Source organism: Klebsiella sp. DY2415 (genome assembly GCF_026314315.1).
Classification (GTDB): domain Bacteria; phylum Pseudomonadota; class Gammaproteobacteria; order Enterobacterales; family Enterobacteriaceae; genus Klebsiella; species Klebsiella ornithinolytica.
Genome location: NZ_CP111116.1, coordinates 123,953 through 140,369, shown reverse-complemented (window position 1 = coordinate 140,369; position 16,417 = coordinate 123,953). Strand labels below are relative to the sequence as shown.

The 16,417-nt window shown below is 54.8% G+C and carries 13 protein-coding genes and 2 pseudogenes; 3 read left to right on the top strand and 12 right to left on the bottom strand.

All coding sequences use genetic code 11. From position 1 onward, the window contains the following. Nucleotides 1-313 precede the first annotated feature (313 nt). The 3 genes and pseudogenes from OQV00_RS26995 to OQV00_RS26985 form a co-directional block, all read left to right on the top strand. Entirely contained in the window at nucleotides 314-3,694 is a 3,381-nt protein-coding gene (locus OQV00_RS26995; RefSeq protein WP_032435659.1) for a hybrid sensor histidine kinase/response regulator, read from the top strand. Then, nucleotides 3,657-4,577, top strand: a complete 921-nt coding sequence (locus OQV00_RS26990; RefSeq protein ID WP_004181990.1) for a response regulator — start codon at nucleotides 3,657-3,659, stop codon at nucleotides 4,575-4,577. The genes OQV00_RS26995 and OQV00_RS26990 overlap by 38 nt, the downstream gene beginning before the upstream one ends. A 45-nt stretch (nucleotides 4,578-4,622) precedes the next feature. Further along, a pseudogene (locus OQV00_RS26985) lies at nucleotides 4,623-5,093 on the top strand (transposase); the annotation flags it as partial. A 43-nt stretch (nucleotides 5,094-5,136) separates the two neighbouring features. Here the strand turns inward: OQV00_RS26985 and OQV00_RS26980 are convergent. The 12 genes and pseudogenes from OQV00_RS26980 to OQV00_RS26925 form a co-directional block, all read right to left on the bottom strand. After that, nucleotides 5,137-5,517: pseudogene (locus tag OQV00_RS26980) on the bottom strand (integrase core domain-containing protein); the annotation flags it as partial. A gap of 56 nt (nucleotides 5,518-5,573) precedes the next feature. Next, a complete protein-coding gene (locus OQV00_RS26975) occupies nucleotides 5,574-6,542 on the bottom strand; it encodes an IS5 family transposase (RefSeq protein WP_074463545.1) in 969 nt (322 codons plus the stop codon). 168 nt (nucleotides 6,543-6,710) lie between these two features. After that, nucleotides 6,711-7,241 carry a DUF2913 family protein gene (locus OQV00_RS26970; protein ID WP_117681915.1) on the bottom strand — a complete coding sequence of 177 codons (531 nt, stop codon included), beginning with the start codon at nucleotides 7,239-7,241 and terminating at the stop codon, nucleotides 6,711-6,713. A 691-nt stretch (nucleotides 7,242-7,932) separates the two neighbouring features. Beyond that, a complete protein-coding gene (locus OQV00_RS26965) occupies nucleotides 7,933-8,109 on the bottom strand; it encodes a creatininase family protein (RefSeq protein ID WP_227599551.1) in 177 nt (58 codons plus the stop codon). Next, nucleotides 8,082-8,243 carry a creatininase family protein gene (locus tag OQV00_RS26960; protein ID WP_266280911.1) on the bottom strand — a complete coding sequence of 54 codons (162 nt, stop codon included), beginning with the start codon at nucleotides 8,241-8,243 and terminating at the stop codon, nucleotides 8,082-8,084. Before OQV00_RS26960 ends, OQV00_RS26965 begins: the two co-directional genes overlap by 28 nt. Before the next feature lie 238 nt (nucleotides 8,244-8,481). Continuing rightward, nucleotides 8,482-10,215: an ABC transporter ATP-binding protein gene (locus tag OQV00_RS26955; protein WP_004118832.1), complete on the bottom strand. Its 1,734-nt coding sequence runs from the start codon at nucleotides 10,213-10,215 to the stop codon at nucleotides 8,482-8,484. A gap of 7 nt (nucleotides 10,216-10,222) precedes the next feature. Continuing rightward, nucleotides 10,223-11,170: an acetamidase/formamidase family protein gene (locus OQV00_RS26950; protein ID WP_004118225.1), complete on the bottom strand. Its 948-nt coding sequence runs from the start codon at nucleotides 11,168-11,170 to the stop codon at nucleotides 10,223-10,225. Nucleotides 11,171-11,214: 44 nt separating this feature from the next. Beyond that, nucleotides 11,215-12,819, bottom strand: coding sequence for an ABC transporter substrate-binding protein (locus OQV00_RS26945; RefSeq protein WP_004152278.1), 1,605 nt, complete (start codon nucleotides 12,817-12,819; stop codon nucleotides 11,215-11,217). Nucleotides 12,820-12,831: 12 nt separating this feature from the next. Then, nucleotides 12,832-13,752: an ABC transporter permease gene (locus tag OQV00_RS26940; protein WP_004118227.1), complete on the bottom strand. Its 921-nt coding sequence runs from the start codon at nucleotides 13,750-13,752 to the stop codon at nucleotides 12,832-12,834. Next, complete coding sequence (locus OQV00_RS26935; protein ID WP_004118228.1) at nucleotides 13,752-14,600, bottom strand: ABC transporter permease; 849 nt, start codon at nucleotides 14,598-14,600, stop codon at nucleotides 13,752-13,754. The genes OQV00_RS26940 and OQV00_RS26935 overlap by 1 nt, the downstream gene beginning before the upstream one ends. Beyond that, the gene (locus OQV00_RS26930; RefSeq protein WP_266280900.1) at nucleotides 14,597-15,190 is read right to left on the bottom strand and encodes an ANTAR domain-containing response regulator; all 594 of its coding nucleotides are present in this window, start codon (nucleotides 15,188-15,190) and stop codon (nucleotides 14,597-14,599) included. The genes OQV00_RS26935 and OQV00_RS26930 overlap by 4 nt, the downstream gene beginning before the upstream one ends. Then, nucleotides 15,187-16,314, bottom strand: coding sequence for a transporter substrate-binding protein (locus OQV00_RS26925; RefSeq protein WP_004118840.1), 1,128 nt, complete (start codon nucleotides 16,312-16,314; stop codon nucleotides 15,187-15,189). Before OQV00_RS26925 ends, OQV00_RS26930 begins: the two co-directional genes overlap by 4 nt. Between the last annotated feature and the right edge of the window lie 103 nt (nucleotides 16,315-16,417).

Here is a 16,417-nt window from a genome sequence, read left to right as displayed (position 1 = left end):
AATCGCCAAAAGTTTCGCTTTGAGGCACGCCTGGTGAAACCGGCCTGGGCTCGGGATTTTCATATTGCTATATGGCTGGGGTAAATCACGAATGTTCATGGTAGCCCTCATAATCGTTATGGTTCATCTCAACTGGGGCTATCATGCGAGAGAGTCCATCAATCCAACAATGCGCGAGGTAACGCAGCGGCTACGTCATTTAACGTATTGGTTAATTCTCATAATCAAGACATGCTCACGTGCGCGATAACAAGAAAATACTAAGACGCGCCTGTGGTTAAGTTCAGCATTTTTATCATTTCAGGAGCAGTGAATGACCGTTCAGCAAAAGGCGTTTAAATCGCGCAGACGCTACAACCAGTGGGTGACCAATCAGACTCTCGAGGATTTTGCGCTCCGCTATACGCCGGTCTCGGCACGACGCTGGAGCGCAAAGCGAGTTGTTATGACAGCGCTCAGCGCAATTACCTTTTTGGCGCTTGAAGCCATTGGCGGCGCGCTGACGTTAACCTATGGATTTAATTATGTGGTGGTGGCGGTTATCTTAGTTAGCATTATTATCTTTGCGCTATCAATGCCGATTGCCATTAATGCCGCAAAAAACGGCCTGGATATTGATTTGCTGACCCGCGGCGCCGGATTTGGCTACCTTGGTTCCACGGTGACCTCGTTAATCTATGCTTCTTTCACCTTTATATTTTTCGCCCTGGAAGCCGCTATTATGGCGATGGCGCTTAATATGCTGTTTGGCCTGCCATTGCACTTTGGTTATCTGATTGGTTCCGTTGTTGTTATTCCCCTCGTCACCTGGGGGTTCACTTTTATTTCCCGTTTTCAGCAGTTCACCCAGTTTTGCTGGCTGGCGCTACAGCTATTACCCTTTATTTTCATTTTAATACGTGAACATCATGTGCTGCAAAACTGGATCGACTTCCCTGGTTTTATTACAGCCCGCGATGGTTCTTTCGATTTCCTTCAGCTCGGCGCCGTCTGTTCCGTACTGCTCTCACTGGTAAGTCAAGTGGGAGAGCAGGTCGATCAGGTTCGTTTTTTACCAAAGCCACAACATCCGGCCCGCTGGAGATGGTATGGCGCAGTAATTGCCGCAGGTCCGGGGTGGGTTGTCATCGGCGCCATCAAGATCCTGCTCGGCTCCTTCCTCGCCGTGCTGGCGTTTAATTACGGACTCGGCGCGGAACTGGCCAGCGAACCCACCCATATGTATCTGGTGGCATTTAGCTATGTCACCCATTCATCATCAACGCTACTGGCATTAACCGGTATTTTTGTGGTGCTCTCCCAGCTCAAAATTAACGTCACCAATGCATATGCCGGCTCGATCGCATGGTCTAATTTTTTCCTGCGCCTGACCCATCGTCATCCAGGGCGCGTCGTGTGGCTGTTTTTTAATGTCGGTATTGCTCTGTTATTGATGGAACTTGGCGTTTATCGCGTATTTGAGGATATCCTGGGCATTTATGCGGTGGCGGCCACATCCTGGCTTGGCAGCGTGGTTGCCGATCTCACGTTAAATAAGTGGCTTAAATTACGACCAGCGGAAATAGAGTTTCGCCGGGCCTATCTCTACGATATCAATCCTGTCGGCATCGGTTCGATGACGCTCGCCATGCTCTGCGGTCTCTCAGCCTGGATGGGATGGCTTGGTCATCCTCTACAGGTTTTTGCCTCAATGTTATCGTTGTGTCTGACGTTTATCACCGCCCCCTTCATCGCCTGGCTGACTCGCGGACGTTACTATTTTTCCCGGACGCCGGTGCAGGTCACGGCAACGGAATGCTGTGTCTGCGGTAATTATTTTGAAAAACCAGAGATGAGCTATTGTCCTTTTTATCAGGGCAGTATTTGCTCACTATGTTGTTCTCTCGATGTCCAGTGCAACGATACTTGCAAACCTCATGCGCGCTATACGGAACAGGCTTCAAAGCTTATCGGGATATTTATTAAAGAAAAATCATTACGCAAAATTGATCCCAGAGTGTGGAGTTTTATCAGCATTTTGCTGTTATTCAGTTCCGTCATCGGTCTGCTTTTGATGCTGGTTTTCGCTCAGATGCGCGATGAATTCGGCAGCGAGCAGGACCTTCTCGCCGCGGCGTTATGGAAAGTTTTTTTTATCCTGCTTATCGTAACCGGCGTCACCACCTGGCTATTTGTCCTGACAAATAAAAGTCGCCAGATTGCGCAAGAGGAATTGCGCCTGCAAAGCGACCGTCTGATGAAAGAAATTATTGCCCATGAAGCGACGGACCGGCAATTGCAGCAGGCAAAGGAAGATGCCGACGATGCTAATCAGGCCAAAAGCCGCTATCTCACCGGCATTACTCATGAACTCAGAACGCCGCTCAATGCGATGCTGGGTTATGCGCAATTACTCGAACGTGCTGATGATATCCCCCCAGCCCGGCAGCGCGGTATCGGTATTATGCGCAGAAGCGGCGAGCATCTGGCTAATCTAATTGAGGGATTACTGGATATTTCGAAAATTGAAGCGGGAAAATTAGAAATATATCGTGAAGAAGTGCGCATTGGCGATTTGGTGCAGCAACTGGTCGCCATGTTTGAACAACAGGCCAGCGATAAAGGACTGACATTTCACTACAACGCCCCACACTGGCTGCCCGAGGCGGTGATGACGGATGAGAAACGCCTCCGGCAAATTCTTATCAATCTGCTTTCTAATGCGGTTAAATTCACGGACAGAGGCAGTGTAACCCTCGATTTCCAGTATCGTAGCGAGGTGGCGTTTTTCTCGGTTCACGATACCGGCATCGGCATCGCCCCTGAGAACCTGGAACGCATCTTTAAGCCTTTCGAACGCGTATCCGGCGATAGTCGTCGGATCGGGACGGGCCTTGGGCTGACGATTACCCGGCTTCTGACTTATATCATGGGTGGCGATCTCCAGGTGGAAAGCATCCGTGGCGAAGGCACAACGTTTAAACTCACCCTGATGCTGCCAAGCTATAGCGGGGATGCCTACCAACCCGCCGAGCCTGCGGTAATCACCGGATATCCAGGCAAGCGACACACCCTGCTGGTAGTTGACGATGATGAATCCCATCGGCAGCTGATGATGGATTTACTCACGCCCATAGGCTTCACGCTGCTAACAGCCGAAAATGGTCATGTCGCGCTACATTTAGCCCGGCAAAATCATATCGACCTTCTTCTTCTGGATGTTGCAATGCCTGAAATGTCGGGGTGGGAACTGCTACGTCAGTTACGTAATAAGGGACAATTAGCGCCGGTAATTATGATTTCTGCGGAAGCGGATGAGGGTAAATGCCGCCATTTCACTGGCGAAGGGGAAGTTCGCTACCTGGTTAAACCGCTGCGTTTCCCTTTACTACTGGAGAACATCGGTGAAATATTGCATCTCCAGTGGCGCACGGAATGTCAGCCGCCAAAGCAGCCGGAAATACATGAACCACGCTCGCAGCTTACCCGTGTCCAGATTGAGTCGTTAAAAGAGATGGCCAGATTGGGTTATGTGAGAGGGTTTCGTGAACTGCTGGACAAACATATTTCCGCTAACCAGATCAGCAAAGCCGAGGGCGAAAAATTTGCCGAGTTGCTGAGGCGCTTTCGATTCAAAGAGATAGTCGAGAGTCTTGAACGCCCGGAGGGAGAGAAAAATGGCAATAGCAAAGCCGACGGTACTTATCGTCGATGATGATATCAACACGGTAAGTATGTTGAATGACACGCTTGATGAAGCCGGTTTTACCGTTCTGGTCGCTCTGGAGGGTAATCAAGCCCTTTCGATAACCAGCCAGATAACCCCGGATATCATTCTGCTTGATGCCGTAATGCCGCATCTGGATGGGTTTTCAACCAGTAAGCGCCTGCGGCAAAATCCGGGGCTGCGGCATACCCCGATTATTTTCATGACAGGCCTGAGTGATACGCAGAATATCGTTGATGCATTTGATGCCGGGGTGGTCGATTACGTAATTAAGCCGATACGCACGGAAGAGCTGGTTGTCAGAATGCGTACCCACTTGCGGAACTCAAAATTAACGGTCAGTGCCTATAGCGCGATGGATTCCGTTGGCCAGACCTTATGTGTTTTTAGCAAAGAGGGGCAACTACGCTGGGCCACGCCCAATGCATGGCAACTGATGAAAAACTTCAGCGATACCGGGTATGAACCCAATAAAAAAATAGTAAACCGGATCATCGGTTGGCTGAACAATACGGAAGGTTTAAAAATACCATTAGATCTTTCATCGCAAGGCATCGCTCTGAAATTCTATCTTTCACGCCGGACCGCTGAAGGAGAAAGTTTGCTACGTATTGAAGAGATCAAAGGACATGAAGAAGTCGAAGCGGTGAAACGCCTGAAAAACAACCTAGGGCTGACGCAACGAGAAGCCGAAGTCCTCCTGTGGATTGCCAGGGGAAAAACAAACCGCGAAATTGGCGATATTTTAAACCTTAGCCCCAGAACCGTGAATAAACACCTTGAAATTGTATTTCCAAAGCTGAGTGTGGACAATCGCACCGCAGCGGCAGCGTTGGCAATAAATTCGCTATATGCCAGGGAGAAAATGTAGCGACAATGAGGCGTATTCGCGCAGACCTGCCCTGACATTTTTATCAGGCAGAACTGGCACCCTCATGTCCACGTCTCCGTCACCTGTGGCGGTATCGATGAGCACGGGAAGTGGAAGAAAATCATCTTCCGTAAGGATGCCATGCGCGCCCGCTGGATGTGGAATATCCGCCAGCTTCTGCTGAGCGTCTGGTTCGAAGGCGTGGCCCTGCCGCCGTCCCTGTCACATATCACCACCGAATCACAATGGCGCAGTCTGATACTGACGGCCGGAGGCGACTACTGGCACGTCTACATGTCAAAAAAGACGGACGGTGGCAAAAACACCGTGAAATACCTGGGGCGTTACCTGAAAAAGCCGCCGATAGCGGGCTCCCGGCTGGCGCACTACGCCGGAAGTGCCACGCTGAGCTTTCGCTACCACGACCACAACACGGGCGAGCTGGCCACAGAGACGCTGACGCAGAGGGACATCGTGGTGCGCCTGAAACAGCACATCCCGGAGAAGTTCTTCCGTAAGCGTACAGCGAGTGACCTGCCCCCAGGATTAGATACAACCGTCAGTTAGTAAGGTCGGTTTGTTTACCTTCACATTTTCCATTTCGCCACCGTGCTGCAAACTCTGATGGCGTCTGATAATTCAGTGCTGAATGTGGACGACACTCGTTATAATCCTGCCGCCAGTCATTAATGATTTTCCTTGCGTGAACGATATCGCTGAACCAGTGCTCATTCAGGCATTCATCGCGAAATCGTCCGTTAAAGCTCTCAATAAATCCGTTCTGCGTTGGCTTACCCGGCTGAATTAAGCGCAACTCAACACCATGCTCAAAAGCCCATTGATCCAGTGCGCGGCAAGTGAACTCCGGCCCCTGGTCAGTTCTTATCGTCGCCGGATAGCCTCGGAACAGTGCAATGCTGTCCAGAATACGCGTGATCTGAGGCTTTGTTGAATAAATCAGCTTCAGGACGAGTGACTCTGTAGCTGACCGGGTTTTCAGGCAATACGCACGCTTTCTGGCATACCAGCCTTCGTTATTTTATTCAGCGCACGCACCATGCCCAAAGCCTCTGCTACCTGACCATCGTAATCACACAGCGTCAGTGAACCTCCGAACAGTTGCTTTACCCTGTACATGGCCGTCTCCGCTATCGAGCGACGGTTGTAATCTGTTGTCCATTTCCACCGGGCATTACTCCCGGTCAGCCGCTGATTCGCTACTGCACGGTTACGGTCTGCGTACTCTACGGGCCAGTAACCCGCTCCTTTTCGGGGCGGGATGAGGGCACTGATTTTCTTGCGCCGCAGTTCATCGTGACAGAGTCGGGTGTCGTAAGCGCCGTCTGCTGCGGCTGCCCTGATTTTTCTGTGTGTCTGCCGGATAAGACCCGGGAAAGCTTCTGAGTCCGTGACGTTGTTCAGAGACAGGTCCGCGCAGATGACTTCATGTGTTCTGCTGTCAACGGCCAGATGCAGCTTCCGCCAGGTACGACGGCGCTCTTTGCCGTGATTTTTGACTTTCCATTTGCCTTCACCAAAAACCTTCAGCCCGGTGGAATCAATCACCAGGTGTGCGATTTCACCCCGGGTGGGTGTTTTGAAACAGACATTAACCGACTTTGCCCGCTTGCTGACACTGCTGTAATCCGGGCAGCGCAACGGAACGTTCATCAGGGCAAAAATGGAATCAATAAAACCCTGCGCAGCCCGCAGGGTCAGCCGGAACAGGCGTTTAATCATCAGGACGGTGGTGATGGCAAGGTCAGAATAGCGCTGCGGTCTTCCCCGTGATGAAGGCGTTGCCGACTCATACCAGGCATGAATCGCTTCATCGTCCAGCCAGAAAGTGAGGGAGCCACGGTTGATGAGGGCTTTGTTGTAGGTGGGCCAGTTGGTGATTTTGAACTTTTGCTTTGCCACGGAACGGTCTGTGTTGTCGGGAGGATGCGTGATCTGATCCTTCAACTCAGCAAAAGTTCGATTTATTCAACAAAGCCGTTTGACCGTATCATTCTTAGCCAAATGCGCTAAGGCTAAAATTTAGTATGAGTAGTTATAAGCACTTTTCCTCAACAGGAAAATATCAACCTCCGTTTGCTTAATGAAGGTCTGCTTATCGCTCACAACTGCCCGTCATGCCAGCTCAAAAAACAGGCTTAACGTAGGATATTTTCCGTTTTCCAAGCGGACCCCTATCAAAGGATTTATCTGTCGACCATCGTCATCAAAAGCAGCATCGAGACTGGAGCGTGAAAGATAAATGCCGTTTATGCTGTCATTCAGGGTAACTGCATTCCGGCCGGACCATTCCCGATCGCTCAACAGTCGGTAGTTCCAGCACATATCTTTCGCCGTTTCCAGAGCATGGGTCAACCGGAACAGGTCATTCTGCGCAGACAACTCCCCGGAGCTGGAACGCCAGAGGTAGTTCAGCTTACGGGCCAGTTTAGCATTGACGCCCAGCTGTCGGCCCTGTTTCAGAAGCCACTCGATGTCAGGGGCCACGTCACGCGAAAAACGACGTTGCTTCAGTGCTGTCGCCAGCCAGCGGGTGAGAAAGAGATTTTCCTGTACCGGTGACACAACGTCACCGTTTTGCCTGGCTAACGCCAGCGCCACCAAGGCGCACCACGCCAAATGTGCTGATTTTTCTGTCAGATTCACTGGGGAGTTTTTTCCTTTGTTTTGGGAGCTGAATATATCTTAACCGGAAGCGGGTTTCATCCGGAACCGTAGCCCCTGGACTGAACATCAGGTCCGGACTGGCGAGCAGTGCGCAGCCAGTCTTCTGAATGCCGCTTTGCGGCATGGAGGCGCCAGATGAGGTTACATGCGTCTGTGGAGTCAAATGGCGCCGAAAGCCCGACGTAGCCGGTTACCGGACTATAAATTCTGCCCGTTTGCCCCCTGTCCTGGTTAGCTCTACCCCGCTATCTCGCCCTTTCGGGCGAGGTGTAGTCAAGGACACTCCGGTCCGGCGCTGGTTTGATCGCCGGGTTTTAAGGGATGTGGTGATATACGGATCCGTCTCCTATCTTCCGAATCTCGCGTAAGCGTTAACGTCAACCAACGCATCACTAGGGCTACGTCACTTGTGGCTCGTTGATGTTATGAGGTTGCCGTGTCTTCTGCGCTTTCCCCCTCCAACCCCACTAGGACAACTTCCCGCTGGGGCTTGTACGTCAGCATTGTGCTGATTGGCGCGAATCTGCGCGCCCCCATTACGAGCCTCGGGCCGGTTCTTCCCGATATTCAACGCGCCTTACACCTCGGAGGTCTTGGGGCGGAAGCCGCTGGCACCGACGGCAAACATCTCCAATTCAATGCGCAGCTGGCGACAAACCATTTCCATCAATTAGGGCTGGCCGCCTTGTGAATTCCAGAAAACGATCTTGCGAATACCTGTGCGCCAGGCGCTTTTAGCCATTTCAAAACACACTTTCCCCAGAACATCATATGGCAACGAAAGTGTGTCAGGGTAAGCTAGGTGTTCGTCAGATTTACCTACAGGCAAAGTGGCCAACACCAGCATGGTAAATTGGCAGGCAGTAATTCTACAGCTCGCTCAATAATGCTGGCATTAATGACAGCAAACACCTGAACCAGCAGATGAGGTCCGTGTTGTTCTACGGCGCAAATAGGTAGTACTGCGACGATATTCGCCATATCCAGTTTACTGAATTCCCGCGTGGTGAGATCACACCACTAGGGAGAAGACGGTTTAAGCATGTTTACCTCCGGTTTTGTCTAACAATAAAAGATACGGTACGTTGCATTTAGGGCATTTTAGACCGGCTCTATGTCCTGCTATGTGCTAACTTTTCCAGTTTAATGGCCTCTCGTCGGGTTGTGTAGCAACAGTGTCGCCACCGGCGGAAATCCGCCGGTTTGAATGCTTTTTTGTTCAGCAGGCGACGAGGTGCCCGTCGCCAAAATCGGTAAAGCGCTGCGGTACTCTCTGATAGCCGATGGGTTTGATCGGTTCTGGTCTTATCGGCATTGCGCTGGTGGCTCGGGGTTGCCGTCTTTGCTGAACGTCAGGTATAGGAACGGCGCTGAGCAAGTGCTGAGTATAAGGATGCTGCGGATGGTGCAACACTCGATCTCGTGGGCCGATCTCCACGAGCTGGCCGCCAAACATCACCGCTACCCGGTGGCAGATGCGCTCCACCACCGCCATATCATGGGAAATAAACAGATAGCTGAGCCGATAGCGCTGACGCAAATCTTCCAGCAGCGTCAGCACCTGCGCCTGTACTGAAACATCCAGCGCGGAAACCGATTCATCGGCGATGATCACTTTCGGGTTCAGCGCCAGCGCGCGGGCAATGCAAATGCGCTGGCGCTGGCCGCCGGAAAACTGGTGCGGATAACGCCGCATCGCTTCCGCTGGCAGGCCGACCTGCTGCAATAGCTGCGCCACCCGCTCCGTGCGCTGTACTGCGGGCATCTGCTCATGAATCAGCAGCGGCTCCCCAACCAGGTCGAAAATAGTTTTGCGCGGATTGAGCGCCGCCCAGGGATCCTGAAACACCATCTGCAAATCGCGGCGTACCGCTCTTAACGCCTCGTCCTTCAGGCCGTGCAGCTCCTGTCCGTTAAGCTGCGCGCTGCCGCTAAATGGCACCATATTCATCAGAGCTTTTGCCGTCGTCGATTTACCGCAGCCGCTTTCACCGACGATGCCCAACGTCTCGCCGGGGAAAAGATCGAAGCTGACGCCATCGACGGCATGGACTTCGCGACGCACGCGCAGGCCGTCGCCGCGCACCGGAAAGCGCACGCTGAGGTCGCGGACGCTGAGCAACGGTCGCGTCGCCTCGACCGGCGCCAGCGCGGGCGCCTGGCCCAGCACCGGTACCGCCTGCAACAGCTGGCGGGTATAAGCCGCCTGCGGCGAGGTAAACAGCGTTTTTGCCGGAGCCTGCTCCATGATTTTGCCGTGACTCATGACCAGCACATCATCGGCCATTTCTGCCACCACTCCCATATCGTGGGTGATCAACAGTAGGCTGGTGGAAAACGCCTGCTGCAGTTCGCGCATCAACTCGAGGATCTGCGCCTGAATAGTGACGTCGAGGGCCGTGGTCGGCTCATCGGCAATCAGCACCTGTGGCTGGCACAGCATTGCCATGGCGATCATCACCCGCTGGCGCATACCGCCGGAAAGCTCGTGCGGATACTGTTGCAGGCGCTTCTCCACATGACTGATTTTGACCGCGTCCAGCATCGTGCTGACCCGGCTGCGCCGTTCACGGCGGCCCAGCACTTCGTGGCGTTGCAGCGTCTCTTCCAGCTGCTGGCCCACCGTCATCAGCGGATTGAGCGAGGTCATCGGTTCCTGAAAAATCATGGCAACCGACTTGCCGCGCAGCAGCTGCATTTGCCGCTCCGGCAGGCTGAGCAAATCCTGGTTATCAAAAATAATCGCGCCGCCTGGAATCTGTGCCTCCTCCGGAAGCAAACCCATGATCGCCAGCGAAGTCAGCGATTTACCGCTGCCCGACTCGCCGGCAATGCACAGAGTTTTTCCCGGCCAGAGCGCAAAGCTGACGTCATCCACCACCCGCTGTGTACCAAACTGGATCGACAGGCGCTCGACCGAGAGCAGCGGCGCCGGAAATAGGACTGCTGACATAACGCTCCTAATTAAACACGCTGTTGGGAAAATAGAACGACACCACCCAGTTAGGCCGATCGACGATTTCGCTGATGCGCAGATCGCCGCACACGGAGCAGAGCATATAGGCCTCTTCCGCCGACATCCCTTGTTCGCGGCACAGCGCATCGATGGTATAGCTTACCGCGTCGCGGGCGGCGGTCATCAGGTCAGGGCCAATGCCGGTGAAGGCGCTGTAGCCGTGCCGATCCAGATGTTGGGTCACTGGGCCAGGGGTGGCGAAACGCGGCGTTTTCAGCGGCATATCTTTAACCACTTCCAGCTTCACCACCACGTCCATCGCGCTTTCAATCGCCGTGCCGCAGACTTCACCATCGCCCTGCGCGGCGTGGGTGTCACCAATAGAAAACAACGCGCCTTCTACTTCCACCGGTAGCCATAATGTGCAGCCAGCGGCCAGATCGCGAATATCCAGATTGCCGCCCACGCGGCGCGGCGGCACCACCGAATGATGGCCCGCGGCGGCGGGAGCGACGCCGAGGGTACCGGCGAAGGGTTTCAGCGGTACGCGGCCATATCGGCCAAAGGCGCAGGGGGTTAAGCCCTGGCGGTCATATTGCCACAGCGTCAGCGCCGGATCAGAAAACTGATCGGCCAGCAGGCCGAAGCCCGGGATATTCGCAGTCCAGCCAAAGCCGCTGGGACGAAAGGATTCCAGCGTCACCTTTAGCGCATCGCCCGGCTGAGCGCCTTCCACATAGACCGGGCCACTGACCGGGTTGAGCTTATCAAACGGCAGCGTTGGGATATCCGCTGCGGTAGAACCGGCGTTGAACCAGCCGTTAGCCGCATCCAGGCAGTGAAACTCCAGTTGGCTGCCGGAAGCTACGTGCAGGACCGGGCTCAGGCTGTTATCCCAGCCGAAATGATGTTGAGCATGATGAATGGTCTTCACCAGACAATTTTGGCACATCCTGACTCTCCTTTAAGCAGCGGCGCCGTCCCGGCGCCATCAAATTATTTCAGTCCGATATAGTCGTAGTTGACTGGTACATGCACTGGATCGACATACAGCGCGTCCTCGCCCCCCATGCGTGCGGAATGTACGGTGTAGCGCTTCTCGTTGAATACCGGCACCCAGGGCGCGTCATCCATTGCAGTGATGAAGATTTTGCGCCAGGCTTCAATGCGCGCGTCCTGCTGGTCGGGTTTCACCATGCTGTCCGCCGCGGCCGCCTGCGCGTCCAGCGCTTTGTTGCAGTAGCGCGCCCAGTTCCAGCCGCCCTCTACCGCCCCGGCGCAGCCGAGGATCGGGCCATAGAAGTTGGAGGGATCCGGGAAATCGGCGATCCACGCCATGCCGCCGGACCAGACCATCGGCGCTTGGCTGGCGGAGCCGCCCGCCGCAATCACATTCGCCTGCGCCAGGGATTTGATGCTGGCGTGGATGCCCACTTTGGCCAGATCCTGCTGGATAGACTGGGCGATACGCGGCTGCGGATCGGTATTCATCACGTACAGTTCGGTAGCAAAACCGTTGGGGAAACCCGCTTCGCTGAGCAGTTGCTTCGCTTTTGCCGGGTCGTAGCTGAAACCCTGATATGCCTTGTCATAACCGGGCATGGCGGGTGGCAGTGGCTGGTTGGCCGGCGCCGCGCGTCCATTAATGATGCGCACGATGCGATCTTTGTTGACCGCCATGTTCACCGCCTGGCGGACTTTGAGATTATCGAAAGGCGGCAGCGTGGTTTTCATCGTCACGTAGCCGGTCTGCAACTGGTCGCCGGTGACCATCAGGCCCTTATAGGCCGGGTTGTTTTTAAACGACAGAAACTGTGCGGGCGGTACGCCGTCGCCGGCAATATCCACTTCGCCTTTTTCCAGCCGCAGCAGAGCGACCGAGGGATCCTGTCCCATTTCGAACTTTATGTGATCCAGCCGCGGCACGCCGGCTTTAAAGTAGTTCGGGTTTTTGCGGAAGATCAGCTCCTGGCCCAGCTTCCACTCCTGGAGCTCAAACGCGCCGCTGCCGACCGGATGCTTGCCGAAGTCGGCGCCCCATTTCTCCACCTCCTCACGGGGAACCACCGAGGCAAAGTTCAGCGCCAGCACATGCAGGAAGGTGGCGTTGGGCTCTTTCAGAGTGATTTTTACCGTATGATCGTCGACGACCTCGATACCGCTCAGGGTCGTGCTTTTACCGCTGGCCTCCTCGTCATAGCCCGCGATGGGACTGAAGAACCCGGCGCCCGGACTTTGGGTTTTCGGGTTGACTGTGCGTTCCAGAGAATATTTCACGTCCGCCGCCGTGACCTCGCGGCCGTTGTGGAATTTCACCCCTTTGCGTAGCACAAAGGTGTAGACCTTGCCGTCCTCGGAAATGGCGTAGCTCTCCGCCAGGTCGTTCACCAACTCGGTGGTGCCGGGACGATAGTCCATCAGGCCGTCGAACAGGCTTTTGATCATCGACCAGTTTTGCCAGTCATAGCCAATGGCCGGATCGAGGGTCGCCACGTCGTTCTGGTAGGTCACCACGATATCGCCGCCGGTCTTCTCGTCAGCCTGCGCGCCATAAGAGAAACAGGCCGCGGCCACCGCCATTGTCAATAACGCATTTTTCATAATCTTCCCCTGCTACTTTTTGACATCAATGCGCGGATCGACCCACGGCAGCACCAGATCCGCAATAAGGTTGCCGCCAACAATGGCAACCGCTGACACGGTGGTTACCCCGACAATCACCGGGATATCCACCTGTTGAATCGCCTGCCAGGCCAGCTGACCGATACCCGGCCAGCCAAAGACCGATTCGACTACCACCAGTCCGCCCATAAAAATGCCGATATCAATGCCTATCATCGGAATTAGCGGCAGCACGGCATTCGGCAGCACGTGACGCAGCAGTACGCGGGTTCGGCCCAGCCCTTTGGCCCGCGCGGTGCGGATAAAATCCTGATGCAGCACCTCAATCATCGACGAGCGCAACATGCGTGAATACCAGCCGCTGCCGAGCAGGCCGAGGGTTAGCGCCGGTAGCGCCAGATGGCTGAAGCCGCCATAGCCTCCCATCGGGAACCAGTTGAGTACCACGGCGAAAAGATAGAGAAAAAGCATCGCGGCGATGAACTGCGGCGCCGAAACACCGATAAAGGAGAGCGCCATCAGAAGCCGGTCCGCCAGCCCGCCGCGTTTTAACGCCGCCAGGGTGCCGAGGGCGATCCCCAGTACCAACTCGCAGAGAATACCCGCCGCCATCAGCTGCAGTGACGGCCCGATACGGGCGGAAACCAGTTCACTCACTTCGCTGCGCTGAATAAACGAGCGTCCCAGATCGCCGTGCAGCAGTCCCTGCAGATAACGCCAATATTGCTGATAAAACGGCAGATCCAACCCCAACTGATGGCGGATGTTTTCGACTACTTCCGGCGTGGCACTGCGCCCGGCGATTTGGCGCGCTGGATCGGCGGGCAACATAAACAGCAGCAAATAGCAGATCAACGTAACGCCAAGCAGGATCAGCCCGGCATGCAACAGACGTTTTCCCAGAAATAGCATTAGTTTCGTCCTTTTAAGCCGGGATCGAGGGCGTCGCGCAGGGCGTCACCAGCGATATTGAAAGAGAGCGACAGCAGCACAATCGCCGCGCCGGGAAAGAACACCAGCCAGGGAGCCGAAGTAAAATAGCTCTGGCTTTCAAAGATGATGTTGCCCCAACTCGGCGTTGGCGGCTGTACCCCCACCCCGAGGAACGATAGAGTAGCTTCCAGCAGGACTGTGGTGGAGATGCCTAGTGTGGCCCAGACCAGCACCGTTGGCGCCAGATGTGGAATTAAATGCACGCCGAGAATACGCAACGTTCCGGCCCCCAGGGTGCGTTCCACGGCGATAAAGTCGCGGGCGCTAAGCGCGCTAGTTTCGGCGTAGATAACCCTGGCGATCTGCACCCAGTTCACCATGGCGATCACCAGGGACACGATCCAGACACTTGGCTGGAAAATCGCCGCCAGGGCAATCGCCAGCAGCAGTGCGGGAAACGCCATCATCAGATCGGTAAAGCGCATCAGCAGCCCTCCGATACGCCCCTGCAGATAACCTGCGCTAAGCCCTACCAGGACGCCGATCAGTACTGCAGTGCCGTTGGCGACAACACCGATGAGTAACGAAGTACGAGCTCCGTAAATTAAACGCGAGAAGAGATCGCGTCCCAGCAGATCGGTTCCCAGCCAGTAAGTGCTGTTGGGAGAAAGCGGTGCGCCTTCCAGGCTCAGTCCCTCGACAAACTGTTCATCGGGATCGAAGGGGGTGAGCCAGGGGGCAAACAGCGCGCTCATCACCACCAGGAGAATAAACAGCAGCGAGAGCAGCAGGGCTGGCCGGCGCAGAAAATATCCGACTCTATTCATTGTGCTCCCCGCTTGCCGGACGACATTCGTAGCAGCCACTTCTGCGCCACCTGTGCCACCGACTGGTTCGTACACATTGATTCCGAGCGCAGGCGAACCCATGCCTGTTGTTCATCAATACTTTCCGCTTGCATCTGGGCCGCCAGAGCTTGGGTAATCTGCGGCATTGCTGCCAGACGCTGGCACAGTAACATCTGTTGCTGTTGAATGTCATGCAACTGCTGACGCAGCCCCACTGCCATCATCAGGGTGGTATAGATGGCTCGCTGTGTAATAGGCTTGGTAAGGAGCGCTGTTGCCCCTAACTCCAGCGCGCGCTGTACCTGGTAAAGTCCCTCATGTGAGGTCAGCGCGATCACCGGTATTCCCGCCAGATTGATCTGGCTCAGGGTTAGCGGGCTGGCGAATGCCTCCAGTTCCACCAGTACTGCACAGGGGGTGAGAGGAGGTAAAGCCTCATCTCCGGTCAGGTGATGCCAGCGGATACCCATCCGCGTCAGGTTTTTTTCCAGCGCTTCGCGACTCCTTGCTTCACAGTCTACCAGCAGGAGCGGCTGAGCATCTAAATCCGGGGACAGCAGCGTTTTCATTTAACAATCCTCAGAGCAGGTCTGGCTGCAACCGTTCGGCTTTCACGTAGCTCGGTCGCGGAGAGATAGGGATCGGGCATAACCGGCAGCGGTTCGCGATGCAGTATCTGAAAGCAAGTTTGTTGCAACTCAGCGATGTAGCAGGGCAAACAGGCGTGGTTGTTTCGAGCCATTACTGAGCGAGCGCCCGGAGAATCAACGTCGTGCTGACGATGCAGTGCCGCCAGCACCGCACCCGGCTCGCTGTTTCCGGCCTCGCGCAGGCTATTGGCAAACAGCCTTACTGCCCGCCAGCCGCCGATATAGTAGTGGGAGATGCGCTGTGCGCCATGTTGCAGGTGCTGCCGCGCGCAAAAATCGAGATCGACGCTCTCAAAAAACGGTCCGCAGGAAAGCAAACGTACCGCCCTTAGTGGCGCGACTTCGGCGACTTCGGCTTCGGTAAAATTACAGCTGAGCACCGCTAACGTCCGCCGATCGCGAAGACAGGCCTCGTCCAGTGCGCGCAGAAACGCATAAGAGGTTTCGCCTACCAGGTTATTGAGCACAAAATCTACCTCTGTGCTGAGAATCGCCTCAATCAACTCGGTCACGTTGCTGTTTCTCAGGTGCAGATATTTTTCGCCCACCACCGTACCGCCGGAACCTTCCACTACCTCACGGGCGATACGATTGCTTTCCCAGCCCCAGACGTAGTTAGAGCCGATCAGCCAGGAGCGATTTCCGAACATATCCAGCGCCAGCCGCAGGAGTGGCAGCAGAGTCTGGTTCGGACAACCGCCCAGATATACGACCTGCTCGCAGCTCTCGAACCCCTCGTAAGGACAGCCATACCACAGCAGCAGGTTATGCTGCTCCAGGTCCGGGATAATCTCCTTCCGACTGGCAGAGGTAATGGTTCCGAAGATATGGCGGATGCCGTGAGCGATAAAGGTGCTCACCGCTTCACTGTAGGCTGCGAGTTCACCCGCAGGGTTGATATGTCGGGCCCGCAGCTGAAAAGGATAAGCAGGATCGGCATTGATTTCCTCTAAGGCATGGCGCGCACCAAGCAGTGTGCTGTTCGCCAGGTGGCTGTAGGTACCTTCTGTGGAAAGCAAAATTCCAATATCAATAGTTTGCACGTATGTTTGCTCTCTGCATTAATAAAAAAGCCTGATTGTCCTTATTAGGACAATCAGGCTTCATTACCTGTCGATATTTAATGGATTCAAGGCTTAAGGGTTG